This window comes from Amycolatopsis sp. WAC 04169, assembly GCF_003947535.1.
GTDB classification, from domain to species: Bacteria; Actinomycetota; Actinomycetes; order Mycobacteriales; family Pseudonocardiaceae; genus Amycolatopsis; species Amycolatopsis keratiniphila.
The window spans coordinates 693,560-716,693 of record NZ_QHJI01000006.1 but is presented as its reverse complement, the minus strand read 5'-3'; the positions used below and the strand labels follow the sequence as shown (position 1 = coordinate 716,693).

General features: G+C 66.3%; 22 protein-coding genes, 2 tRNA genes and 1 other RNA gene. 18 read left to right on the top strand and 7 right to left on the bottom strand.

Features of this window, described 5'->3' with window-relative positions; all coding sequences use genetic code 11:
- The first annotated feature begins 43 nt into the window (after window positions 1-43).
- Together DMC61_RS19270 and DMC61_RS19265 are read left to right on the top strand one after the other, a co-directional pair.
- The gene (locus tag DMC61_RS19270; protein WP_125690438.1) at window positions 44-3,040 is read left to right on the top strand and encodes a UPF0182 family protein; all 2,997 of its coding nucleotides are present in this window, start codon (window positions 44-46) and stop codon (window positions 3,038-3,040) included.
- Window positions 3,041-3,107: 67 nt separating this feature from the next.
- Window positions 3,108-3,181: transfer RNA gene (locus DMC61_RS19265), tRNA-Met, on the top strand.
- Between the two features lie 161 nt (window positions 3,182-3,342).
- Here the strand turns inward: DMC61_RS19265 and DMC61_RS19260 are convergent.
- A complete protein-coding gene (locus DMC61_RS19260; protein ID WP_125690437.1) occupies window positions 3,343-4,794 on the bottom strand; it encodes an FAD-dependent monooxygenase in 1,452 nt (483 codons plus the stop codon).
- Window positions 4,795-4,887: 93 nt separating this feature from the next.
- Between DMC61_RS19260 and DMC61_RS19255 the strand changes: the two genes are divergently transcribed.
- The 8 genes from DMC61_RS19255 (at window position 4,888) to DMC61_RS19220 (ending at window position 10,789) form a co-directional block, all read left to right on the top strand.
- On the top strand, window positions 4,888-5,481 hold the full coding sequence (locus DMC61_RS19255; protein ID WP_125690486.1) for a TetR/AcrR family transcriptional regulator C-terminal domain-containing protein: 594 nt from the start codon (window positions 4,888-4,890) through the stop codon (window positions 5,479-5,481).
- 83 nt (window positions 5,482-5,564) lie between these two features.
- Window positions 5,565-5,638, top strand: a tRNA-Met gene (locus tag DMC61_RS19250).
- A gap of 282 nt (window positions 5,639-5,920) precedes the next feature.
- A complete protein-coding gene (locus tag DMC61_RS19245) occupies window positions 5,921-6,421 on the top strand; it encodes a PadR family transcriptional regulator (RefSeq protein ID WP_016331641.1) in 501 nt (166 codons plus the stop codon).
- A gap of 66 nt (window positions 6,422-6,487) precedes the next feature.
- Window positions 6,488-7,591: a peptide chain release factor 2 gene (gene prfB, locus DMC61_RS19240; RefSeq protein WP_037345950.1), complete on the top strand. Its 1,104-nt coding sequence runs from the start codon at window positions 6,488-6,490 to the stop codon at window positions 7,589-7,591.
- Between the two features lie 135 nt (window positions 7,592-7,726).
- Window positions 7,727-8,416, top strand: a complete 690-nt coding sequence (gene ftsE, locus DMC61_RS19235) for a cell division ATP-binding protein FtsE (RefSeq protein WP_005168409.1) — start codon at window positions 7,727-7,729, stop codon at window positions 8,414-8,416.
- Between the two features lie 51 nt (window positions 8,417-8,467).
- A complete protein-coding gene (ftsX, locus tag DMC61_RS19230) occupies window positions 8,468-9,361 on the top strand; it encodes a permease-like cell division protein FtsX (protein WP_125690436.1) in 894 nt (297 codons plus the stop codon).
- 52 nt (window positions 9,362-9,413) lie between these two features.
- The gene (gene smpB / locus DMC61_RS19225; protein ID WP_043847924.1) at window positions 9,414-9,896 is read left to right on the top strand and encodes an SsrA-binding protein SmpB; all 483 of its coding nucleotides are present in this window, start codon (window positions 9,414-9,416) and stop codon (window positions 9,894-9,896) included.
- Window positions 9,893-10,789 carry an amidohydrolase family protein gene (locus DMC61_RS19220; protein WP_016331645.1) on the top strand — a complete coding sequence of 299 codons (897 nt, stop codon included), beginning with the start codon at window positions 9,893-9,895 and terminating at the stop codon, window positions 10,787-10,789. The genes smpB and DMC61_RS19220 overlap by 4 nt, the downstream gene beginning before the upstream one ends.
- Here DMC61_RS19220 and DMC61_RS19215 read toward each other — a convergent pair.
- From DMC61_RS19215 to DMC61_RS19195, 5 genes are all read right to left on the bottom strand, one after another.
- The gene (locus DMC61_RS19215) at window positions 10,779-12,104 is read right to left on the bottom strand and encodes an acyltransferase (RefSeq protein ID WP_125690435.1); all 1,326 of its coding nucleotides are present in this window, start codon (window positions 12,102-12,104) and stop codon (window positions 10,779-10,781) included. The two genes, DMC61_RS19220 and DMC61_RS19215, sit on opposite strands and share 11 nt — an antisense overlap.
- A gap of 93 nt (window positions 12,105-12,197) precedes the next feature.
- Window positions 12,198-12,431, bottom strand: a complete 234-nt coding sequence (locus tag DMC61_RS19210; protein WP_016331647.1) for a hypothetical protein — start codon at window positions 12,429-12,431, stop codon at window positions 12,198-12,200.
- A gap of 81 nt (window positions 12,432-12,512) precedes the next feature.
- A complete protein-coding gene (locus DMC61_RS19205) occupies window positions 12,513-13,154 on the bottom strand; it encodes a response regulator transcription factor (RefSeq protein ID WP_125690434.1) in 642 nt (213 codons plus the stop codon).
- 52 nt (window positions 13,155-13,206) lie between these two features.
- A complete protein-coding gene (locus tag DMC61_RS19200) occupies window positions 13,207-14,346 on the bottom strand; it encodes a sensor histidine kinase (RefSeq protein ID WP_125690433.1) in 1,140 nt (379 codons plus the stop codon).
- The gene (locus DMC61_RS19195; protein WP_125690432.1) at window positions 14,343-15,020 is read right to left on the bottom strand and encodes a sensor domain-containing protein; all 678 of its coding nucleotides are present in this window, start codon (window positions 15,018-15,020) and stop codon (window positions 14,343-14,345) included. The genes DMC61_RS19200 and DMC61_RS19195 overlap by 4 nt, the downstream gene beginning before the upstream one ends.
- A gap of 156 nt (window positions 15,021-15,176) precedes the next feature.
- Between DMC61_RS19195 and ssrA the strand changes: the two genes are divergently transcribed.
- From ssrA to DMC61_RS19160, 7 genes are all read left to right on the top strand, one after another.
- Window positions 15,177-15,549: a transfer-messenger RNA gene (gene ssrA, locus DMC61_RS19190) on the top strand.
- 196 nt (window positions 15,550-15,745) lie between these two features.
- The gene (locus DMC61_RS19185; protein WP_158634114.1) at window positions 15,746-16,657 is read left to right on the top strand and encodes a type IV toxin-antitoxin system AbiEi family antitoxin; all 912 of its coding nucleotides are present in this window, start codon (window positions 15,746-15,748) and stop codon (window positions 16,655-16,657) included.
- The gene (locus DMC61_RS19180; protein ID WP_158634113.1) at window positions 16,626-17,426 is read left to right on the top strand and encodes a nucleotidyl transferase AbiEii/AbiGii toxin family protein; all 801 of its coding nucleotides are present in this window, start codon (window positions 16,626-16,628) and stop codon (window positions 17,424-17,426) included. Before DMC61_RS19185 ends, DMC61_RS19180 begins: the two co-directional genes overlap by 32 nt.
- A gap of 228 nt (window positions 17,427-17,654) precedes the next feature.
- A complete protein-coding gene (locus DMC61_RS19175) occupies window positions 17,655-18,407 on the top strand; it encodes a hypothetical protein (RefSeq protein WP_125690429.1) in 753 nt (250 codons plus the stop codon).
- A gap of 80 nt (window positions 18,408-18,487) precedes the next feature.
- Window positions 18,488-19,333 (top strand): alpha/beta hydrolase, encoded by an 846-nt coding sequence (locus DMC61_RS19170; protein ID WP_125690428.1) that lies wholly within the window; start codon window positions 18,488-18,490, stop codon window positions 19,331-19,333.
- A 64-nt stretch (window positions 19,334-19,397) separates the two neighbouring features.
- Window positions 19,398-20,135, top strand: a complete 738-nt coding sequence (locus DMC61_RS19165) for an alpha/beta fold hydrolase (protein ID WP_125690427.1) — start codon at window positions 19,398-19,400, stop codon at window positions 20,133-20,135.
- Window positions 20,136-20,259: 124 nt separating this feature from the next.
- Window positions 20,260-20,475: a hypothetical protein gene (locus DMC61_RS19160; protein WP_016331654.1), complete on the top strand. Its 216-nt coding sequence runs from the start codon at window positions 20,260-20,262 to the stop codon at window positions 20,473-20,475.
- Here DMC61_RS19160 and DMC61_RS19155 read toward each other — a convergent pair.
- A complete protein-coding gene (locus DMC61_RS19155; RefSeq protein WP_072028689.1) occupies window positions 20,463-21,248 on the bottom strand; it encodes an IclR family transcriptional regulator in 786 nt (261 codons plus the stop codon). The two genes, DMC61_RS19160 and DMC61_RS19155, sit on opposite strands and share 13 nt — an antisense overlap.
- Before the next feature lie 356 nt (window positions 21,249-21,604).
- Here DMC61_RS19155 and hutH point away from each other — a divergent pair, with 356 nt between their 5' ends.
- Complete coding sequence (hutH, locus tag DMC61_RS19150) at window positions 21,605-23,131, top strand: histidine ammonia-lyase (protein ID WP_016331656.1); 1,527 nt, start codon at window positions 21,605-21,607, stop codon at window positions 23,129-23,131.
- Window positions 23,132-23,134 lie beyond the last annotated feature (3 nt).

Below are 23,134 nucleotides of genomic sequence, written 5' to 3'. Positions count from 1 at the left end.
CGCGCGCCCCTGCGAAAAGTTCACCAAACCAGGAGCGTGTGCAGTGGCCACTCGGCCCCCCGTGAGCCTGCCGAAGCTGTCCCGGCGCAGCCGGATCCTGCTCATCATCGCCGCCGTAGTCATCCTGGCCCTGCTGCTGGGCGCGAGACTGCTCGACACCTATGTCGACTGGTTGTGGTTCGGCGAGGTCGGCGCCCGGACGGTCTTCAGCACGGTGTTGATCACCCGTGTCGTCTTGTTCTTCGCCGTCGGGCTCCTGGTGGGTGGTTCGCTCGCGGTCAGTTTGATGATCGCGTACCGGTCGCGGCCCGTCTTCGTGCCGATTTCCGGCAACGACGATCCGCTCGCGCGTTATCGGTCGGCGATCGTCGGCCGGATCCGGCTTTTCGGCATCGGCATCCCGGTGCTCACCGGGCTCATCGCCGGCGCCTCCGCGCAGAGCGACTGGCAGGTCGTCCAGCTGTTCCTGAACGGCACACGATTCGGGCAGACCGATCCCGAGTTCGGCAACGACGTCGGCTTCTACGCCTTCGACCTGCCGTTCTACAACTGGCTCCTGGGCTGGCTGTTCATCTCCGTCGTCATCGCGTTCTTCGGCGCGCTGATCGCGCACTACATCTTCGGCGGCATCCGGCTCGCGGGTAAGGGCGGCCAGCTCGCCGGCCCCACCCGGGCCCAGCTCGCCATCACCATCGGCATCTTCGTGCTGCTGAAGGCGGTCGAGTACTTCTTCGATCGCTACAACCTGCTGCTCTCCGACAGGGGGGCGCCGCTCTTCATCGGTGCGACCTACACCGACCTGAACGCGGTGCTGCCCGCGAAGCTGATCCTTCTGTGCATCTCGGTGATCTGTGCCGTCGCGTTCTTCGCCGGCGCGTTCCTGCGCAACCTGCAGCTTCCCGCGATCGCGCTGGTGCTGCTGATCCTGTCGAACGTGCTCGTCGGCGTCGCGTGGCCCGCCGTGCTCGACCAGTTCTCGGTGCGTCCCAACGCGAACGAGAAGGAAGCCGCGTCGATCCAGCGCAACATGGACGCGACCCGTCAGGCGTTCGGCCTGACCAACGTCGAGTACAAGGACTACACCGGGAAATCCGAGGCGACCTCCGCGGAGATCAAGGCGGACAAGGGGACCGTGCCGAACATCCGGCTCCTCGACCCGAACATCCTCAGCGACACCTTCACCCAGCGCGTCGGCCGTGAGAACTTCTACGGCTTCCCGTCGAAGCTCGACATCGACCGCTACACCCTCAACGGGGTCACGCAGGACTACATCGTCGCGGCCAAGGAGATCAAGACCGAGGGCCTGACCGGCAACCAGACGAACTGGATCAACAAGCACCTCGTCTACACGCACGGAAACGGCTTCGTCGCCGCGCCGGCCAACACGATCGACCGCGCGCTGAAGGACGCGAACTCCGACGGCGGTTACCCGATCGCCACGACCAGCGACACCCAGAACCCGACCGGCGCCGGCTCGACCGACCCGAACAAGCCGGGCATCAAGGTGGACGAGCCCCGTATCTACTACGGCGAGCTGGCGACCGACGCCGCGTACGCGATCGTCGGCGGCAAGGCCGGGCAGGCGCCCGGCGAGTACGACACCGCCGTCGACCGCGCCTACATCTACAAGGGTTCCGGCGGCGTGCCGATCGACAACTGGTTCAACCGGCTCGTCTTCGCCGCCGAGTACGGCGAGCGGAACATTCTCTTCTCCGACGCCATCGGCGACGGATCCAAGATCATGTTCAACCGCGAACCGCGGGATCGCGTCGCCAAGGTCGCCCCGTGGCTGACCCTCGACGGTGACCCGTATCCGGCGGTCGTCAACGGCAAGATCATCTGGATCGTCGACGGCTACACCACGATGAACAACTTCCCGTACGCCCAGCAGACCCAGCTCGGCCAGGCGACCAACGACTCGCTCAGCGGCACCACCCGCCAGGCGAACTCCTCGCTCAACTACATCCGCAACTCGGTCAAGGCCACCGTCGACGCGTTCGACGGCACCGTGACCCTGTACGGGGTCGAGGACAACGAGCCGGTGCTCAACGCCTGGAAGAACGTCTTCCCGGGCCTGGTCAAGCCGAGCAGCGAGATCTCGCCGGACCTTCGGTCGCACTTCCGCTACCCCGAAGACCTCTTCAAGGTGCAGCGGGAACTCCTGTCGAAGTACCACGTGAACAACCCGGCGGAGTTCTACGCACAGCAGGCCTTCTGGAGTGTTCCGCAGGACCCGACGCAGGAAGGCGGCGTGAACGCGTCCGCATCCGGCGTCGCGAACCAGCCCGGCTACTACGTCCTGGCCACCGCGCCGGGAGACACCAAGTCGCGGTTCCAGCTCACCAGTTCACTGACCGGTCTCCAACGGCAGTACCTGGCGGCCTGGATGTCGGTGTCCTCGGATCCCGAGGACTACGGGAAGATGCGCGTCCTGAGACTGCCGACAGGTGCCAGTGGCGCGACCCAGGTGGACGGTCCCGTCCAGGTCCAGAACAGATTCCAAAGTGACCCGCGGGTCGCGCAGGACCGGACGCTGTTCAACAACCCGAACGTTACGGTCACGTACGGAAACCTGATCACCCTGCCGGTCGCGAACGGCTTCCTCTATGTGGAGCCGGTCTACATCCGGCAGCGGAACCAGCTGAGCTATCCGCAGCTGGCCCGGGTCCTGGTCTCCTACGGCACGAAGATCGGTTTCGCGCCGACGCTCAACGAGGCCCTGGATCAGGTCTTCGGCCCAGGCACGGGCTCCGGGGTCACGCCGCCGCAGACCGGAGGCACACCCGGAACGACCACGCCGCCGCCCCCGGGCACCACGACGCCGCAGCCGCCTGCCGGTGGTAACCCGGCGCTCGACAAGGCCGCGGGCGACATGCACGACGCCTGGGTCAAGTTCCGCGCCGCCCAGCAATCCGGCAACTACGCCGACCAGGGTGCCGCCCTCGCCGCGCTCGAAGCCGCTTCGAAGGCTTACGAGGCGGCCAAGGCCAGCCCGCCGGCGTCCGGTGCGCCCCCGGCCTCCGGCCAGCCTGGAGGGTGACGTCGCTTACCTAAAGGGCACCTGCTTTGCGCCTGCTCGAAACGCAGGCGTAAGGTAGGTGTCACGACGCGGGGTGGAGCAGCTCGGTAGCTCGCTGGGCTCATAACCCAGAGGTCGCAGGTTCAAATCCTGTCCCCGCTACAGAGGTTGGAGGCCCGTGCCTGCGGAAAACGCAGGCCGGGCCTCCTTCGCATTTGTCCCGGGGGTCGAACCCCCGGACCCCCGCCAGGAGGGGCTCCGCCCCCCTGGACCCCCCGAGGTCAGTCGGTCGCCTGGGTGCCCGAGGTAGCGGGGGACCTTTGCTACCGCGTGGGGGCGGTCCAGCAGGCATAGCCGTCGGGGCGGTAAAGGACGGCCTCGGTGGCGGGCCACGGCAGGGACGTGACCAGCTGGGTTGTCAGGCGCGGCGAAGGGGCGTGGGCCCGGGCGGCGTCGATGTGGGCCGGAGTGGTCGTCAGGAGCACGAAGCCGCCGTCGCGGAAGAGCGTGCTGGGGCGCAGTGCGCCGCCTTCGGTCACGACGTCCTCATCGGTCAGCCGCGAGCCGAGCGCGGGATGCGAAGTCCCGTAGGTCGGGTAGCGGATCCCTAGGCCCGAGACCATGCCCGAGAGGTGCTTGCTCACCTCGGGCAGCGCAGCCAGGTCCGCGAAAACGGCGCGAAGCGCGCGAGACGAATGAGACCGCGGAGTCAGCCCGAGTTGAGCGGCGACGTTGTGCAGCACCTGAGCGCCGACGGGGTGCCGCTCGGCCTCGTAGGTGTCGAGCAGGTCGTCGCCCGCCCAGCCGTGCACTGTCGCGGCGAGCTTCCAACCCAGATTCATCGCGTCCTGCACGCCCAGGTTCAGCCCCTGGCCGCCAGCCGGGAAATGGATGTGCGCGGCGTCGCCCGCCAGCAGCACCCGTCCGACGCGGTAGTGCTCCGCCTGTCGTGCGGCGTCGGAGAACTGTGACGCCCACCGGATTTCCGACACCGTCGCTGTCTCGCCGTACGACTCCAGCAGTGCCTGCCGGACATCGTCGTGGGAGACGGCGGCCCGGAGGTCCGCAGGCCGCGAGGCCCGGTCGCCGTACACGAAGCGGTAGAGGCCCGGTTCTCCCAACGGAATCAGGCCTTTGAACGTGGTCGCGCCGGTCGGCTCGCCGACGTTCCGCATCGTTCGCCACTGTTTTTGCGCACCGTCAGGGATTCTGTCGAACAGGACGTCCGCGACCACGCCGAAACCTTCACCGTCCACTCCGGGAAAGTCCACGCCGAGTCCTTTGCGTACAACACTTCGAGCGCCGTCGCAGCCGACGAGGAACTTCGCATACAGCACGTTCTCGCCGCTGTCTGTTCGGTACCGAACAGACACGGAGTCCTTGTCCTGGACGAAATCGATTACTTCGGCGCCACGGATGACCTTCGTTCCTTGTGCGGCAAGCCGTTCCTCCAGGTACTGCTCCACCTCTGCCTGCGGAATCCCCAGCTGGAAAGGGAAACGCGTGCCCCAGCCGTCGTAGTCGACCGGGATCATCGCGAAATGTCCGTCCCGCACCGTGGCGAACGAACGTTCCTCGGCGCCGCTCAGAAGTCCGCGTAGCTCCAGCACTTCCGCCGTGCGCGGCTGAAGGTTCAGCGCTTTCGACAGCCCTGTGCGCTCCTGAAGTCGTTCCAGGACCACGACATCGACGCCGGCGAGCGCAAGTTCGTTGGCCAGCATCAGCCCCGTCGGTCCGGCGCCTGCCACGACCACGTCCGTCCCCAGGTTGTTCATACCACTCCTTAACGACGTTAAATTGACTGTCGCCCAGCGTGCCCTTAACATCGTTAAAGTGTCAAGGCGGTTCCGCTGGAAAGAGGGATGAAAGTGGGTCTGACCAGGCAGGACATCGTCCATGCCGGGCTTCGGCTGCTCAATGACGTCGGGCTCAACGGGCTGACACTCCGCCTGATCGCGCAGGAACTGGGCGTCAAGGCGCCCGCGTTGTACTGGCACATGAAGAACAAGCAGGAACTGCTCGACGAGATGGCGACGCGGATGTACGCGGACGCGATGCCGGGCCGTGTGCCGGAAGGTATGGGGGAACGGGAGTCTCTCGAGCTGGCGGCACGGGCTTTGCGCCGGATGATGCTCGCTTACCGTGACGGGGCGAAGGTCTTCGCCGGGACTTTCCTGACCGACGAGAGTCTGCTCGGTGACAATCCGCTGCAGAGCCGGGTCGACGCGGGGCTCGAACCGCACCTGGCCGGACGGGCATTGTTCACCGTCTACAGCTATGTCATCGGTTTCACCATCGAAGAGCAGGCCGTTTATCCGGTTCCGGGCGAACGGGATCCGCGTTACGACACGACGCCCACCTCGTGGGTCTTCGACGAGGACATCGAAGGCAGGTTCGGCGACGGGCTGACCATGGTGCTCAACGGCGTCTTCGCCTGGCTGGATGACAAAGTCGCGCCATAAAGGCAGGTCAAGGGCCTCTTGAAGAGTTAAGGGCACCCCCGTGAAACCCGGTTGAGGACCCGTGTAATCTATTAACACAACGACGCGGGGTGGAGCAGCTCGGTAGCTCGCTGGGCTCATAACCCAGAGGTCGCAGGTTCAAATCCTGTCCCCGCTACTTCGAAAACGAAGAAGCGCGGATCTGCGGAAATCGCAGATCCGCGCTTCTTCGTTTTCCGGTTTCGTGGGCCGTGCGCCCTCCGGGGCGATCACTCCCTGTTGTTGGTCGGGGCGGGGGACGCGTACCGCTGTCCGTGGCGAAGGCCGGTTGCGTAGCGTGGTCGGTCCATTGTGGACAGGCGTAGTGCGTTGGGCCGAATGAGCGCATATCACTAGCCACAATGGACAGATGTGTTGACCACAGTGGACACAGGTTCCGAAAAGTGGGACCGTAGAGGACGTGTCCGAATTGAATGCAACAGCCGCCGCACTGCTCGGTCTTCTCCACGACGGTCCCGCCACGGGCGGGCAACTGGTCGCGGGGGCGGGTGAGCGTTTCGGCGCCTTCTTCAGCGTGACTCGCAGCCAGGTGTACCGGGAGCTCCCCGCCTTGTCGAAGGAGGGCCTCGTCCGCCTCGGCAAGCAGGGGCCGCGGTCGAGCCAGCAGTACCTCATCACCGCGGCGGGCAAGAAGGCGTTCAAGACGTGGCTGTCCTCCGAAGCCGGTCCTGACCACCTCCGCAGCCCGCTGATCCTCCGTCTCGTGCACGCCGGTTCGTTGACGGTGAAGCAGCGCGCGACCCTGCTCGAATCGGCCCGCGCGAGCTACACGCAGCAGCTCGACGAGGCCAAGGCCGCCACCAAGGCCGCCGACGGCCCGTACGCCAAGGCGGTCGCCGAGTTCGCTCAGGCGCAGGCCAAAGCCGCACTGAAACTGCTGGATTCCATCCCCCAGTCCTGACCCGGACAGGTGCCCACGGCCGGTTCCCCGCAACCGGTCGTGGGTTTTGCCGTAACCTTGGCCGACGTGAGTGATGAGTTCGATGCGGCACTGAAGGACCTGGCCGGCAAGCTGACGCAGATCGAGTCGGTGATGGACCTGGATGCGCTGCGTGCCCAGGTGGCCGAGCTGGAGGAACAGGCATCCAGCCCGAACCTCTGGGACGACCCCGAAGCGGCGCAGAAGGTCACCAGCCAGTTGTCCCACCGGCAGAGTGAGCTGCGACGCATTTCCGAGCTGCGGCAGCGGCTCGACGACCTGGGCGTCCTCTATGAACTGGCCGAGGCCGAGGGCGACTCCGCCAGTGTGGCCGAGTCCGAGTCCGAGCTCACGGCGCTCACCAAGGACATCGACGGGCTCGAGGTCCGCACCCTGCTGTCGGGTGAATACGACCCGCGGAACGCCGTGGTCACCATCCGGTCCGAAGCGGGTGGCGTCGACGCCGCCGACTGGGCCGAGATGCTGCTCCGGATGTACCTGCGATGGGCGGAGCGCCACAACTACCCGACGGACGTCTACGACATCTCCTACGCCGAAGAAGCGGGCATCAAGTCCGCCACCTTCAAGGTGAGCGCCCCGTACGTCTACGGCACGCTCTCGGTCGAGCAGGGCACGCACCGGCTGGTGCGCATCTCGCCGTTCGACAACCAGAGCCGTCGCCAGACCTCCTTCGCGCACGTCGAGGTGATGCCCGAGGTCGAGGAGGTCGACCACGTCGACATCCCCGAGAAGGACATCCGCGTCGACGTGTACCGCTCGTCCGGGCCCGGCGGCCAGAGCGTGAACACGACGGACTCGGCGGTGCGGATCACGCACATCCCGACCGGCGTGGTCGTTTCGTGCCAGAACGAAAAGTCGCAGCTGCAGAACAAGGCGGCCGCGATGAAGGTCCTCCAGGCGCGGCTGCTGCAGCGGAAGAAGGAGGAGGAGCGCGCCGAGATGGACGCGCTCAAGGACGGCGGCTCCAGCTGGGGCAACCAGATGCGCTCCTACGTGCTGCACCCGTACCAGATGGTCAAGGACCTGCGGACCGAGTTCGAGGTCGGCAACCCGTCGTCCGTGCTCGACGGTGAGATCGACGGCTTCCTGGAGGCGGGCATCCGCTGGCGCAAGCAGTCCGGAGCCGCGTAACAACCCTGCGTGAGAGAGCAAGGGACCTTTGCTACCACTTTCCGGAAGAGAGTGACAGCAAAGGTCCCTTGCTCGCTTGGCCGCCGGTACCGGGCTACCCGGGCTTAACGACGGGCATGGGTAGTATGCCGAACCGTGATCCGGCTCGAAGAGGTTTCCAAGGTCTACAAGACCTCGACCCGTCCCGCCCTTGAGCGGGTGTCGGTCGAGATCGACAAAGGCGAGTTCGTCTTCCTGATCGGTCCCTCGGGATCCGGGAAGTCGACCTTCCTGCGTCTCCTGCTGCGCGAAGAGGTGCCGAGCAAGGGTCGCGTCATGGTCTCCAACTTCGACGTCGCCAAGCTCGCCCGGCGCCGGGTGCCGCGGCTGCGGCAGACCATCGGCTGCGTGTTCCAGGACTTCCGTCTGCTGTCGAACAAGACCGTCGCCGAAAACGTCGCCTTCGCGCTCGAAGTCATCGGCAAGCCGCGCCCCACGATCCGCAAGGTCGTGCCCGAGGTGCTCGAACTCGTCGGCCTCGACGGCAAGGCCGACCGTCTCCCCAACGAACTCTCCGGTGGTGAGCAGCAGCGCGTCGCGATCGCCCGCGCGTTCGTGAACCGCCCGCTCGTGCTGCTCGCCGACGAGCCGACCGGGAACCTGGACCCCGACACCAGCCAGGACATCATGTTGCTGCTGGAGCGGATCAACCGCACCGGCACGACGGTGCTGATGGCCACCCACGACCATTCGATCGTGGACTCGATGCGGCGAAGGGTCGTCGAGCTCCAGCTCGGCAAGGTCATCCGTGACGACGCCCGAGGCGTCTACGGCATCGGCCGCTGACCGGCCCCGCCCTCCTCCGTAACCCACGACTTCCAAGGGACATCAACCCCGATGCGCGCCAGTTTCGTCTTCAGCGAGGTAGTCACCGGCTTGCGCCGGAACGTCACGATGACCATCGCGATGATCCTCACCACCGCGGTCTCCCTCGCCATGCTCGGCTTCGGTCTGCTGGCCGTCGGCACGATCGACAAGATGAAGGCCAACTTCCTCGCCGACGTCGAGGTTTCGGTCTATCTGGTCAACGACATCAGCGCGGGTGACCCGAACTGCTCGCAGTCCGCCTGCCAGACGCTGCGTCAGGACCTGCAGCGCAACGAAGGCGTCGAGTCGGTCGTCTTCGAGAACCGCGAGCAGTCCTACGAGCGGTTCAAGAAGATGTTCGAGAGCCAGCCGGAACTGCTCGCGCTCACCGGGCCGGAGGCGCTGCCCGCCTCGCTGCACGTCAAGCTGAAGAACCCCGAGCGCAGCCAGGCGATCATCCAGGAGTACACCGGCAAGCCCGGCGTCTCCAAGGTCGACGACCAGCAGAAGGCGCTGGACCGCGTGTTCAACGCGCTCAACGGGGTGCGGAACCTGGCCTTCGGGGCCGCGCTGATCATGGCCATCGCCGCGCTGCTGCTGATCGCCAACACGATCCAGGTGTCGGCGTTCACCCGGCGCACCGAGGTCGGCATCATGCGGCTGGTCGGCGCGACCCGCTGGTACACGCAGCTGCCGTTCCTCCTGGAGGCGGTGGTCGCCGGCCTGGTCGGTGCGATCATCGGTATCGTCTTCCTGATCCTCACCAAGGTGCTGTTGCTCGACCTGGTGCTCACCGGTGACGTGTTCCCCGCGGTCGGCATGCTCGAATTGCTGTTCCCGGTGGCGCCGATCCTGCTCGCCGTTTCGATCGTCATTTCGGCGATCACCGGCTACGTGACGCTGCGCCTGTACGTGCGCCACTAGCCGCCCCGATAACCACCTGCCCGAACACAGAAACTCACGTAGAGTCGCCGTCATGCCCAAGGAACGCGGACAAAAAGTGATCGTGTCGAACCGCAAGGCTCGCCACGATTACTCCATCCTCGACACCTACGAAGCCGGTCTCGTGCTCGTCGGTACCGAGGTGAAGAGCCTGCGTGAAGGACGGGCATCGCTGGCCGACGCGTTCGCCACGGTGGACGACGGCGAAGTCTGGCTCCGCAACGTGCACATCCCGGAGTACGTGCAGGGCACGTGGACGAACCACACGCCGCGGCGTACCCGGAAACTGCTCTTGCACCGCCAGGAGATCGAGAAGCTCATCGGCAAGACCAAGGAGAGCGGCCTTTCGCTGGTCCCGCTGTCGATGTACTTCAAGGACGGCAAGGTCAAGGTCGAGATCGCGCTGGCGAAGGGCAAGAAGTCCTACGACAAGCGGCAGGACATCGCCAAGCGGGACGCGCAGCGCACCATCAGCCGGGCCATGGGCCGGGCGCTCAAGGGCCGGTACAACGATTGATCCACGGGCCCGCGTCGGACGCCGAGATCCCCGGCTGGATCTCGGCGCTGGGCATCGACGGGCTCGTTGACCTTCATCTGCACTTCCTGCCGAAGCCGGTCATGGACAAGGTGTGGGCCTATTTCGACCGGGCCGAGGAGCACTACGGCATGGCCTGGCCGGTGCATTACCGCACGTCCGAAGAAGAACGCGTCGAAACGCTGCGCTCGTTCGGCGTGCGCAGGTTCGCGCCGCTGGTCTATCCGCACAAGCCGGGTATGGCCGAATGGCTGACCTCGTGGGCGCTGGAGTTCGCGGAGCGCGTCCCGGAGGCGGTGCCGACCGGTACGTTCTACCCGGAGCCCGGTGCGCTGTCCGTTGTGGACGGTGCGCTGCGCGCGGGCGCCCGCTGTTTCAAGGCGCACGTCCAGGTCGGCGCCTACGATCCGCGTGACGAGCTGCTGGACGGCGTCTGGGGAGCGCTGGCCGACGCGGGTGTCCCGGTGGTCGTCCACTGTGGACACGGTCCGTTGAGGGGTGCCTACACCGGGCTACGGCTGTTCGAGGAGATCCTGGTCCGGCACCCCAGCCTGACGCTGGTGCTCGCGCACGCCGGGATGCCGGAGATCGACTTCGCGTTCGAGCTGGCCAGGAAGTATCCGCGCGTGTACCTCGACACCACGATGGTCGGGGTGGAGTTCACCTTGCGCGGTAACCCGCTCCCGCCGGACTGGCAGGATCTGCTGGCCGAGTTCCCGGATCGCGTCGTGCTCGGCACCGATTTCCCCAACATCCCGTACTCGTACGCCACACAGCTGCAGGCGATCGCCGGCTGGGCAGCCGACGATCGCCTGGGTGAGCCGTTCCTGCGGGCGGTGCTGCACGACACCCCCGCGAAACTGCTCAGCGTTTGAGCTGGGCCACCTCGGTGACCGAGACGGCGCGGCCGAGCAGCCGCGTCCCCAGCTCCGAAACCTGGATCTGCTTGCCCGCCAGCAGGAATCCTCCCGTCGCCAGCGCCACCCACGGCGCCGGGCCCTGCGCGAGACCGTCGCTCAGCGGGGCGAAACCGTGCGCGGCGAGGCCGAGCAGGCCGCCGGCGATCGCCAGCCCGGCCACCACGAGCTGAGGCGTGTGGGCGGTCGACGCGGGGCCGGAACCCTGCGATTCGAAGCGGGCGAACATCCGCAGCAGGCCGAGGAGCACGAGCCCGCAGGCGCCGAGCCAGGCCGGGAGCATCGTCAGCCAGAGCACGGAACCCGGTTCGGGGGTTTCGTAACCGAGGCCGTAGACCGCGACACCGGAGACGACGATCAGCGCCGGCATGTGCCACAGGTAGACGCTCATGAACCGCGGGCCGATCCACTTCAGGGCGGCGTCGAGGTTCGGCCGGGCGGCCAAGGCGTTCAGCTGCGGTTTGAAGGCCAGCAGGAGCCCGATCTGGCCGATCGCGAGGAAGGCCAGCAGCACGGTCGGCGGGCTCATGTTCGACACCGGGGCGCCCGGCATGCCGATCATGCTCGCCGGGTACGGGCCGAAGGCGACCATCAGCGCGGTGATACCGAAACCGGCAGCGGACATGCCCAGCGCGGCGTTGCGGCTCAGCGAGCCGAGACGTCCTTGCGTGTAGTGGAAACCGAGCTGGTGCACGGCCATCCAGACGAAGACGGCGTTCGCGAAACCGATCAGGCCGAGGTCGTTGAAGCGGGCGACGTCGACGAGCACGGCGGCGCCGAGCATCACGAGCGGGACCTTCAGACCCCAGCGGCGATGTGCCGCGGCCAGCATCGGGGTGAGCAGCACGGTGAGCACGTACACGGCGAGGAACCACAGCAACTGCGCGGCGATCGCGCCGCCGACCTGCAGCGGCTGCTCCGGGACGCCCATGCCGCGCAGGATGTCCGGGACGAACAGCCAGACGGCCACCAGCGGCAGCACCGGGATCATCAGCCGCTTGAGGCGCGCCGCGAGCCAGGAACGGGAACTTTCCGCACGGCTCAGCGAGATCAGGTTCGCCGCGCCGCCGGCGAAGAAAACTAGTGGCATCACTTGCGACAGCCAGGTGACGACCCACCAGCCGGGCGTCGCGAGGGCGTTCCCGGTGGAGAGATGGCCGTCGGCATAGGAGAGCACCGGCATTCCCCAGTGCTGGACGACGACCGCGAGGATCGCGACCGCTCGGACGATGTCCAGGAACCTGTCCCGGCCCTGTTTCCCGCTTGTGTGCATGGAAAAGAGCCTGGTGCTTCGGGGCCGCGAAAACAGCGGTGCGGGCCGCCGTATCGATCTTCCTGTTTTCGCCCTCGGAAGGTGGAGTTTTCCCTACCCCACGCCGTCGGTCTCGGGCTCCGGGAGCGGGGCGGGGCACAGCCGGAACTCCCAGCGGTCGTCCTCGGCGAGACCGAGTTCGTACCGGGTTTCGATCTTGGGGCCGTCGTGCAGATGGACGTGTTTGACGACGGTGCCGACGATCGGCTCCGTGTCACCGAGTTCCTGGACGCGGCCGTCGAGGGGCCCGCCGAAGAAGCGGACGCTGTGGGAGGGCCGGTCGGTCATGGGTCCTCCTCGGTTCGGCTCGTTCCCCACCAACAGTCTGCCCATGTTAGGTGAGTGACGGCTTCGCCACCAAGAGCTACTTCAGCGTCCTAAGTAAGTGAGTACCGCGCGGACCCGGCGGTGTTCGACCGAGCTCGCTTCGAGGCCGAGCTTCGAGAAGATGTTGCCGATGTGCTTCTCGACCGCGCCGTGCGAGACGACGAGCGAGTTCGCGATCGCGGTGTTCGACAGGCCCTGCGCCATCAGGCCCAGCACCTCGGACTCGCGGGCGGTGAGCGCGTCGAGCGGGTTCTTGCGGCCGCGGGCCATCAGCTGCGCGATGACGTCCGGGTCGATGGCCGTGCCGCCGCCGGCGACCCGCTTGACCGCGTCGAGGAAGTCCCCGACGTCGGCGACGCGTTCCTTGAGCAGGTAACCGACTCCGCCCGCGCCGCCGGACAGCAGCTCGACGGCGTAGCTCTCTTCGACGTACTGCGACAGCACGAGAACCGGAAGACCGGGAACGGCCTCACGGGCGCCAAGTGCCGCGCGCAGGCCCTCGTCGGTGAAGGTGGGCGGCATACGGACGTCGACGATCGCGAGGTCCGGCCGGTGCTCCTTGACCGCGCCCAGCAGGTCGTCGCCGTTGTCCACGGCGGCGACCGTCTCGATGTCCTCGTCGGCGAGCAGTCGGATCACCCCCGCGCGCAACAGAACCGCGTCTTCGGCGATGACAACCCGCATGCTGCCCCCAGCGTCGTGAGTGAATGGCAGAGCCTATTCACTCACGAGCTGGTCACCACTGGCACGGCAGGTCCGCGCGAATCACCGTCGGGCCGCCGGGCGGGCTGACGACGGTGATCACGCCGTCGATCGTGGCGGCGCGGTCGGCGAGCCCGGCGAGGCCGCCACCTGGCCGGACTTCGGCGCCGCCATGCCCGTTGTCGGTGATCTCGACGATGACCATCGACTCGGTGCGCCACACCTTCACGCCCGCTTCGGTCGCGCCCGAGTGCTTCGCGATGTTGGTCAGCGTCTCGCCGACGATGAAGTAAGCCGTCGTCTCGACCGCGGCCGGCGGTCGCGGCTCGACGTCCACCTCGACGTCGACATGGATCGGCGATTTCGCCGCCTGTGCGGACAAGGCGGCGTCGAGGCCGCGGTCGCCGAGCACGGCCGGGTAGATCCCGCGGGCGAGATCGCGCAGTTCGGACACCGCGAGCTTGGCGTCGAGGTGTGCCTCGTCGATCAGTTCGCGTACGGCGTTTGGGTCCTGGTCGAACTTCGACTTCGCGCGGCCGAGGCTCATCGCGACGGCCACCAGCCGCTGCTGGGCACCGTCGTGCAGGTCGCGCTCGATGCGGCGGCGTTCGGCCTCGGCGGCGTCGACCCCGCGAGCCCGCGACGCCTGCAGGCGCTCGGCTTTCTGCTCCAGCTTCGCGGCACGGTTCGGGCCGAGCAGCGAGTACGCCAGGTTGCCGTGCAGCCACCCGACCCACGGGGTCACCCAGATCGCCATCGGCAGCAGCACGACCGAGGCGATCGCGATCGGCAGCTCCAGGCAGGCCAGCGGGAACGCCGCCATCAGGTAGGCGAGGTCGCGCCAGGTCGTCGCGTCGGTCAGCCGGGTCAGCCAGCGCTTGACCAGCGAAAGCCCTTCGAGGGGGAGGCGCTCGACCGGCTCCAGCGGGGTTTCGAGCATCGTCCGCGCCCAACCCCGCTCCCGGTCGGCGGACCAGCGGATGAAGCTGGTCGTGGCCATCAGGATCGGGAAGCCGATCCACACCACCGCGGTGGCGATGCCGACCGCCAGCCCGACGACGATGAGGACGAACTGGAGCAGCCGGAAGAAGAAGCTGACGAACATGTAGGCGATCGTGCGCATCGGCCGCGGCCGCGGGATCCCCACCTGCTGTACCTGCTGGTCGATCGTCATCCGTGAACCTCGCCCCAAGAATCTTCCAGACGGCGGCGCTGGGCGTAGGTCGGCCCGAGCAACGCCGTCGCCAGCCGGGCATGCGTCCCGGCCAGCGCCTTCGTCAACGCTACCGAGAGAGCGATGCAGAGCACCCCGAGCGCCGCCCAAGGCAGCGCCGAGACCGTCGAATCGACGGTGAACCACGCGTTCTCCCAGGTCGGGAAGCGGTACTCGCCGCCGGGCAGGAAGCGGTAGTAGATCGGCAGCCCGGCGAGGCCGAGGCTGGTCGACCAGAAGACCGTGACCAGGACGAACTCGACGATCCCGAGCGGGAAGAGCAGGAAGAAGTAGCCGAGGTCGCGCCAAGTCGAGCCGTCCTTCAGCCGCGCCTTCCAGCGCACGGACTGACCGGCGGCGGGCAGCGGGAGGTACGGCAGGTCGATGTAGCGGTCGAGCAGCGCGTACACCCTGGCGCGTTCCATCCGGGCCGCACCGCGGACCGTCAGGATCACCAGCGCGAGGATGGGCAACCCGATCCAGACGACCGCCGTGCCGATGCCCGCCGAGATGAAGGCCGTCAGGAGCGCGAAGGCAAGCACGCCCATCGGCAGGTTCATCAGCAGGTAGACCAGCGAGCCGCCGAACGACGGATCGGACCTGCTCAGCTCCCGCTCGGCCGCCAGCGAACTCATGGTCGTGCTCCTCTCCTGTTCGAGGAGTCAAGCATCGCGCTCCGGGGGCGTCCGCTGACATGGTGCGGGCGGGCATCTCCCAGGTAGGGCTAGCCCCACCTGCGGGATTAACCCGGTTGCCGACCGCGTTATGATGTACAGGTTGTGTCCCACCAAGGGGGTGAACGGTTTCGACTTTGGTCGTTGAGTCAGGAGAAGCGTGCCGGTGCAGGCGAGAGACCACCGTAAGCGTCATCGCAAACCAATAAGCGCCGAGCCTAAGAGCCAGCGCGAGTTCGCTCTTGCTGCCTAAGCAGTAGAGCAACTCTGTCGGTCCGGGGTCGCCTCCGACCCGGTCACCGGCATCAGCTAGGAGGCTTACCGTCACACTCGGCTACGGGGTGTGATTGGGAAACAAACAGTGGCTGGGCTCGTCACTTCAGCTTGTTCGCGTGACTGAAGGGGCCAAGTAGAGACATAGCGGACTGCGCACGGAGAAGCCCTGATGATGCGCCAGAGGACCCGGGTTCAATTCCCGGCACCTCCACCGCCCGAATGGCGAGTGCTCGTGATCGAGCACTCGCCATTCGTCGTTTCGGCGGCGATGCGGGTTGCGCCGGAGGTCCGCGCGTGTTCAAAATATGCGTATGTTCAATCTGAATGAACATGATGACTCGCTGAACGCCGAGATGCGTTCCCGGCTCCAGGAGCTGGGCTTCCGTGTCGAAGTACTCGCTGACGCACTGGTGAAGCTCACCACGCGATCCGGTGCCGCCCGGACCTACGGTGTCGAGCTCAAGCGACGGATGACCGCGGAACTGGCCACGGCGGTCCATTTCCCGCCGTCCCCTCCGCCGCTGCTGTTCACCACCTACCTCAGCGAACCGGTTGCAGAGCGGCTGCGAGCCAGGGGTATCGACTACGTGGACGCCGCGGGCAACGCCCACCTTTCGTGGGACGACGTCCTGATCGATGTCCGAGGCCGTCGCAAGCCCGCCGTTCCGGCCGGGCGAGTCTCGTCGCGAGGTGCGGGCGCATTCGGCAGGGCGGGCCTTCAGGTCCTGTTCGTCCTGCTCAGCTGGCCGGAGACGGCCGCCTTTCCGTACCGTCGATTGGCCGAGATGAGCGGTGTTTCGCTCGGTACGGTCAAAACGGTCGTCGATGAACTCACCCGTGCCGGCTATCTGTACGAACGAGGGAACGAGCGACGGCTGGCCCGCGGAGCCGAGTTGCTCGACCGGTGGTCGGAGGCTTACTCGATCACCTTGGACACGTCGTTGGCCCTCGGCGAATTCGTGGCGGCCGACCTGTCGTGGTGGCGTGACGCGGAAGACGACCTGCTTTCCTCCGGGGTTCAGGTGGGCGGAGAAGCTGGGGCGAGCCTCATCGATCCACGTCTGCGGCCCGCCTCGCTCACTCTCTATGCCGGCGGGCTACCGGCGCGGCTGATCGGCCGGTATCGCTTGGCAAGAGCGGAAAACGGCGGCAACGTACACATCAGGCACCGGTTCTGGCAGGCACCCGGGCCGGAGTCGTGGATCGTGCCTTCGCCGCTGATCTACGCTGACCTGCTGGCCTCGGGCGATCCGCGCCAGCGCGAGCACGGCGACCGGATTCGGAGCGATGATGATCGACTTAAGCGCATCGACCGAACCTGATCTCCTGCTCGTCGCGAGAGTGCTGGCTCGGGTCGATGCCGTCGCCAATGCCGTCGGGGTCGAGTACCTCGTGGTCGGGGCGACCGCACGCACGATGTTGTCGATCGGGTTGGTCGGCGGCCCGCCCGAGCGGGCCACCCAGGACATCGACATCGCCGCCGCGATGGGCACCTGGGACGATTTCGAGAAATTCGTGAGCCGGCTGGAACGACATGGCCGGAGCGCGCATTCGTTTCTGGTGGAGGGCATCGAGGTCGACGTGCTGCCTTACGGCGGTATCGAGGATGACGACCGGACCGTCCTCTGGCCCGACGACCACCGCATGAACGTCCGCGGATTGCGCGAAGCCGTGGCATCGGCCGAGTCGGTGATCCTGCCCGGCGGGCTCGTCATCAAGGTTCCCGCGGTACCGGCGCTGGCTCTGCTCAAGCTCTTGACCTGGTGGGATCGGCGCGCCACGACCACACACGACGCCATCGACCTCGGGACGATGATCGGCTGGTACTCATCAGGACCCTATTGGGATCGGCTCTACGACGATGAACTCGAAGTGCTCGAACGGCACGGCTTCGACCCTGCGCTCGCGGGGGCCTGGCTGCTGGGATCACACATGCCGGAACTGTTGGATTCAGATGGCGTCGCGGTACTGCTCGGCATCGTCGGCGACGACGACGTGCTGGGCCGGTTGGGCAGCGACGTTCGCCTCACGCGTGGGCCGGTCCTCGTCGGTGCGCTCGCCGAGGGCATCAAGGAGGCGTCTTTGGCATAGGTCGCTGCTGTAGGGCTTAGCAAGGCCAATAGGCCAGGATCGTTCCCGCGGCATCGAGCCTGGGCTTTTCTTCGTGATCGCGGAGGTAGCTGGTGAAACGATGGCCATGTCGAGAACCCTTAAGTGATCAAAATTCCTGCGACTGTGTCGTGTAACAGTCGAGGTTCTTGTCGCGACCAGTGAGTGCACATTGGAAATGAGCTGCCGACTGCGACGGAGGGGAATGACATGGACGGGCCAACCTTGTTTCGAGGTGGATTCGCAAGGCGTTCCGCTGCGTGGTGGACGGCTGCCGGAATTGGGGCGATGCTCGTTACTTATGCCGCTACGCGAAGTCCGCGACAGTCTAATTCGCCGGCTTTGGAGAACAAAGATAGCGACGACGCGCCGGGTGCCCTGAATGCTCTCTATCAAAGTGAAAAGGCGGACGCATCCGCTATATTTAATGTTTCCATGGCGATGATGGGTATTGCTGCGGCCTATGTTGTCGGAGCGATATCGCTGGCTGAGAAGTATGGGTCGGATTCGATTCCGTGGCCTGTGGTCGTCCTGCTGCCCGCGCCACTATGGGTCATCGTGGTATTTCATTCTCTGATCACGCTAAATGCCATGAATCATGGTCTCTCTGTTCTTATTCTGGAAGACAGGCTCTTTCGAAGAGCTCGACTTCCTCGTCGGGGTGCGGTACGACGGAGAATCGGGTCCGAAGCCGGCGATCAAGTGATGGATATCATGAAGTCGCACTGGGCGCATAAGGCGGCGACGATATTTTGCTACGCCGGAGTCGGCTTTCTGGTCGTTGGTTATACGGCGTATGATGTCGTCAGGTGGTGGCCGCACGGTGGCAATGGCTGGCGTATTGTGGTCTTGTCGCTCTACTCTTTGTCTTTTGTCGTTGCGGCGGCCTCGTGGATTGTCGGGCTGTGGAAACTAAGGGATGCGCAGAATGTCAGGGATGAACTGTGTCCGAGGCTCCGTTGAGAGCAAGTGCATGGCGCTCTATCGGGTGGGCGATCAGGCGTGTCGTCAAGATGATCGCAGTAGTCTTAATGTGCTTACTGATGGTCAGCGGCTTGGATTCACTGGCTGGTACGCTGGCAGGTGTGGGGAATAAGCAGAAAATAAGCACTACGCACGCTGCTGTGCGGCCTGCAAAGCAAGCGCTTGTGGTGTTCCCGGGCTACATCATGCCGGGCGATGTCCTTTCTGCGGCGTTTTCTCGCCACCTTGGTCTGGATACCGCGATGCTGGTGGCCCAATATGCGGATCGCGGTTTGGATATGGATGACTTCTATGCGCAGATCATGGTCGAACTGGAAAAGCTCAAGCCTGAAAGAATCCGGCTGTACGGTGCGTCCCTGGGGGGAATGTGCGCCAGGGAGTTCCTTAAGCGATACGAACAATCAGGTATGCGCTTTGGGAAAGTCTCCCTGATTCTCGATACTGCACCAGGCAGCGTTCGTAACATCAAACGGTCGCCCGTTCTTTTTTGGTTCGCCTCCTGGTATCGGGGTGGGCCTATATCGGGGGCGATTTGGGCATTTCTGAGCCAGTTCAACGACCTCGGTGTTGTCGCTGAAGCTGATGCTGATAAGAGTCTCATCGAAGAAGGTCGACGCCGTTCTGCATGGGCGGGAATCCCAGCATTGGCAACCCAGGCGAACTTCATAGACTCGTTTCCCGCTCTGCGTCCACTGGAGCTTGTGGGAGTGGTGGACCGGGTGACCTACATCCACTCCATCGACCCGGAGGAAGATCCGCTGGTTCGAGTCGAAGAGTCGATAGCAGAGTGGAATAGGGCATTTCCCGCGCTGATGCGAGTCAAGATGAACGATCGATCAGGTGGGTGGCACATCCCCTTGATCGAACGACCGGGCGAAGTGATGCGCGCGATCCTTGCTGCGTGAGCGTTTGCGGGTTTGTGCCCGATCGGGCGGGCTCGATTCGTGAGAGCCTCATAGGCTCGGAGCCATGCGCCTTCATGTGCATCAGTGGGGATCCGGGCCACGTGTCGTTCTCGTGCACGGCGTGCTGCTCGGCGGCCGCGAGGCGTGGCGGGCGCAGCGCCCGCTGACCGAGCGGTGGACGTTGCTCGCGCCGGACCGCCTCAGTCACGGGAAATCGCCGGACGGCGTACAGGATTTCGAAGTCGACTCGGAATTGATCGCTGAGCAGGTGCTCGACGAGCCCGCGCATCTGGTCGGGCTGTCCTATGGCGCGATCGTCGCGATGCTGGCCGCCGCGCGGCGGCCGGAGATGGTCCGGACGATCACCGTGGTCGAACCGCCCGCGGCCGGGGTCGTCCGAGGGGACGAGGTCGTCGACGCGTGGGATGCCGAGTTGCGGCGATTTCTCGACGGGCCGCTCGAAGATCCTCGCGAGGTGTTCAAGGTGTTCTTCCCGCTCGCCGGGGTGCCGCTGCCCATCCCGGATCCCGTGCCGGAAACGCTGCGGCGCGGCGCCCGCGCGCTCGTCGGGATGCGGCCACCGGGTGACGCGGAACTGCCACTCGATGTGCTGGCCGAGGCGGGCTTCCCGATGCTCGCGGTCACCGGCGGCCATCGGCCGGAGTACGGGATCATCGCCGACGCGATCGCGGACCGGACCGGCGCTCGGCGCGAAATCGTGCGCGGGATGGGGCATTTGGTGCCTGACACCGGGGCACCGTTCAATGAGCTTTTGGAAGAATTTCTGAATCACAGAGGGTAGCTGATTTCATCTCGATTCACCCGCAATGGTGATCTTGTGCGGGGGAGGTGTCATGCTGAGTGTCCGACCATGGCCCTCTTTCGAAACGACCCCGTGTCGCCGGAGGGCCGGAAGAAGGTGGCAGATGACCTGGGCCAGGCACTCGAGCCGACCGGATCCCGCGGACGACCACAGCCGGATGGCGGGTGTTCGCGCGGAGGAAGAAATCCGCCTCAACCTGCAGAATGCCAGAGCGGCCCGTACCGTCGCCGGGCATTCTTCGGGCGCTCTCGACTGCGCGGAACTGCTCGCGATGTTGGGTCTCGAAGGCGTGCGGAAAGAGCACGTTCAGCGCACCTGACCGCCGATCCGGGTGGTCAATTCGGCCGCCGTCAGACGGACCTCTTCGGCGAGATCGGGCCAAGTCTCCTCACACCCTTCGACTCCTGGGCACAGGTGGCGGAGGGTCACGCTGATCGCGGCCATCGGCCGGCCGCCGTGGTCGAAGACCGGACATGCCACCGAGGCGAATCCTTCGGTGACGTGACCGTCTTCGACCGCCCAGCCGAGCCTGCCTTCCGCGTTCAGCGTGCGGCGGAGTTCGGCGAGGGTGCGCGGGCCGCGGCCGGTGCGCAGGACGAACGCCGACGCGGCCGGGAAAAGCGCGCGCACGTGCGGCGAGGGCAGATGCCGGAGGATCGCCCTGCCCGAGGCGGTGAGCTGGCCCGGTAGCCGGACGCCGACCTCGGTCACCAGGGTTTCCGGCCGTGCTGGTCGCTCTTTGACCAGGTAGAGCGACTCATTGCCGTGGAGCACGCCGAGATGCGCGGTGTGGCCGACCCGGTCGGCGAGTTTGCGCAGCAGCGGGAGCGCGAGCCGTTCCAGTGGGTCGTGCCGCAGGTAGGCCGAGCCGAGCTCGAACGCGGCGATGCCGAGGCCGTACCGGCGCTCGGCCGGCAGGTGTGTCACGAAACCGGCGGCTTCCAGTTCGGCGAGCAGGTGATACGTCGTCGAACGCGGGAGGCCGAGTTCGCGCGCGATCGCGGCCGCCGACACCGGGCCGGGGCGTGCGGCGAGGGCGCGGAGGATGCCGAGGCCGCGTCGGAGGGCTGGTACTTCGCTGCTCTCGCCCATGTCGACCTCCTGTTTCGCTTCGGCGGGGGAGCAAGGGACCTTTGCTACCACTTGCCTCAACGTTGAGAGAGCGGTAGCAAAGGTCCCTTGCTCTCTTTTCGCAGGTGGGAGCGGTGACCGTGTGGATTTTGGGACGTCAGATGTCCCAAAATCCACACGGTCGGCAGGCGTCGCCACGCGGAGTGCGGGGTGTGTGGATATAGGGACACTCAACGTCCCTGAATCCACACACCCCGAACCCGGCCACGAAAGTGGTAGCAAAGGTCCCTTGCTCCCACCGTGCGGTGTCTTGGATACCAGACACAACCACCGGTTGACGCCGCCCACCAGCGGGCATGGCGTTGTCCAATGGGGCTATGCCGGAAACCGTACTTCTGGGGTCCGAACCGCTTCGGCCCGAACAGGTCGTCGCGGTCGCCCGTGACCACTCGCCCGTCGCGGTCAGCGAAGCGGCCGAGAAGAACCTCGCCGCGACGCGACAGCACATCGACGACCTCGCGCACGCCGAGACGCCGACGTACGGCGTTTCGACGGGCTTCGGGGCGCTCGCCACGAGGCACATCCCGCTCGAAAGCCGCACCGCGCTGCAGCGGTCGCTGATCCGGTCGCACGCGGCCGGCGCGGGCCCGGTCGTGGAGACCGAGGTCGTCCGCGCGCTGATGCTGCTGCGCCTCCGCACCCTCGCCAGCGGGTACACCGGCATCCGCCCGCAGACCGCGCAAGCGCTTGCGGCCATGCTCAACGCCGGGATCACGCCGCTCGTACACGAGTACGGCAGTCTCGGCTGCTCCGGCGACCTCGCCCCTCTCGCCGCCGTCGCGCTCGCGTTGATGGGGGAGGGCGAAGTCGAGTACAACGGCGAAGTCGTCCAGGCCGCCGTAGCGCTGAAGCACGCGGGGATCGAGCCGGTCGTTCTCGCGGAGAAGGAGGGCCTCGCCCTCACCAACGGGACCGACGGCATGCTCGGCATGCTCCTGCTGGCCGCCGCCGACCTGCGCAAGCTGCTCGACACCGCCGACATCACCGCGGCGATGAGCGTCGAAGCGCTCCTCGGCACCGATCGCGCCTTCGCGGCCGACCTCCAGGCGCTGCGGCCGCACCCGGGTCAGGCGCTGAGCGCCCAGCGCATGTGGACGGCGCTTCAGGACTCGAAGATCGTCGAGAGCCACCGCGGCCCGGACTGCAACCGCGTCCAGGACGCGTACTCCCTCCGCTGCGCGCCCCAGGTGCACGGCGGCGCGCGCGACAGCCTCACCCACGCCGAACTCGTCGCCGGGCGTGAGCTCCAGTCCGCGGTCGACAACCCGGTCGTGTTGTCCGACGGCCGCGTCGAGTCCAACGGCAACTTCCACGGCGCCCCGGTCGCGTACGTGCTCGACTTCCTCGCCATCCCGCTCGCGGACGTCGCGAGCATCGCCGAGCGCCGCACGGACCGCATGCTCGACAAGGCCCGTTCGCACGGCCTGCCGCCGTTCCTCGCGTTCGACCCCGGCGTCGATTCCGGCCATATGATCGCCCAGTACACGCAGGCGGCCGTGGTCAGCGAGCTCAAGCGGCTCGCGGTGCCGGCGTCGGTCGACTCGATCCCGAGCAGCGCCATGCAGGAGGACCACGTCTCCATGGGCTGGTCCGCCGCGCGCAAGCTGCGCAAGGCCGTCGAGGGCCTCAACACCGTCCTCGCCATCGAACTGCTCACCGCCGCGCGCGCCCTCGACATGCGCGCGCCCCTGGCTCCGTCGCCGGTCACCGGCCGGGTCCGGGATCTCGTCCGCACCAAGGTCGAGGGCCCCGGCCCCGACCGTCATCTGGCGCCGGAGATCGCCGCCGCCGAAGAACTCGTCGCGTCGGGTGCCGTCCTCGCCGCGGCCCAACTGGAGGTCTGAGCC

Coding starts and splice junctions, on each gene's coding strand:
- DMC61_RS19260 (WP_125690437.1), bottom strand. CDS start 4,794: ATGAACAACCTGGGGACGGACGTGGTCGTGGCAGGCGCCGGACCGACG.
- ftsX (WP_125690436.1), top strand. CDS start 8,468: ATGCGCGCCAGTTTCGTCTTCAGCGAGGTAGTCACCGGCTTGCGCCGG.
- smpB (WP_043847924.1), top strand. CDS start 9,414: ATGCCCAAGGAACGCGGACAAAAAGTGATCGTGTCGAACCGCAAGGCT.
- DMC61_RS19215 (WP_125690435.1), bottom strand. CDS start 12,104: ATGCACACAAGCGGGAAACAGGGCCGGGACAGGTTCCTGGACATCGTC.
- DMC61_RS19210 (WP_016331647.1), bottom strand. CDS start 12,431: ATGACCGACCGGCCCTCCCACAGCGTCCGCTTCTTCGGCGGGCCCCTC.
- DMC61_RS19205 (WP_125690434.1), bottom strand. CDS start 13,154: ATGCGGGTTGTCATCGCCGAAGACGCGGTTCTGTTGCGCGCGGGGGTG.
- DMC61_RS19200 (WP_125690433.1), bottom strand. CDS start 14,346: ATGACGATCGACCAGCAGGTACAGCAGGTGGGGATCCCGCGGCCGCGG.
- DMC61_RS19195 (WP_125690432.1), bottom strand. CDS start 15,020: ATGAGTTCGCTGGCGGCCGAGCGGGAGCTGAGCAGGTCCGATCCGTCG.
- DMC61_RS19180 (WP_158634113.1), top strand. CDS start 16,626: ATGATCGACTTAAGCGCATCGACCGAACCTGATCTCCTGCTCGTCGCG.
- DMC61_RS19175 (WP_125690429.1), top strand. CDS start 17,655: ATGGACGGGCCAACCTTGTTTCGAGGTGGATTCGCAAGGCGTTCCGCT.
- DMC61_RS19170 (WP_125690428.1), top strand. CDS start 18,488: ATGGTCAGCGGCTTGGATTCACTGGCTGGTACGCTGGCAGGTGTGGGG.
- DMC61_RS19165 (WP_125690427.1), top strand. CDS start 19,398: ATGCGCCTTCATGTGCATCAGTGGGGATCCGGGCCACGTGTCGTTCTC.
- DMC61_RS19160 (WP_016331654.1), top strand. CDS start 20,260: ATGACCTGGGCCAGGCACTCGAGCCGACCGGATCCCGCGGACGACCAC.
- DMC61_RS19155 (WP_072028689.1), bottom strand. CDS start 21,248: ATGGGCGAGAGCAGCGAAGTACCAGCCCTCCGACGCGGCCTCGGCATC.
- hutH (WP_016331656.1), top strand. CDS start 21,605: ATGCCGGAAACCGTACTTCTGGGGTCCGAACCGCTTCGGCCCGAACAG.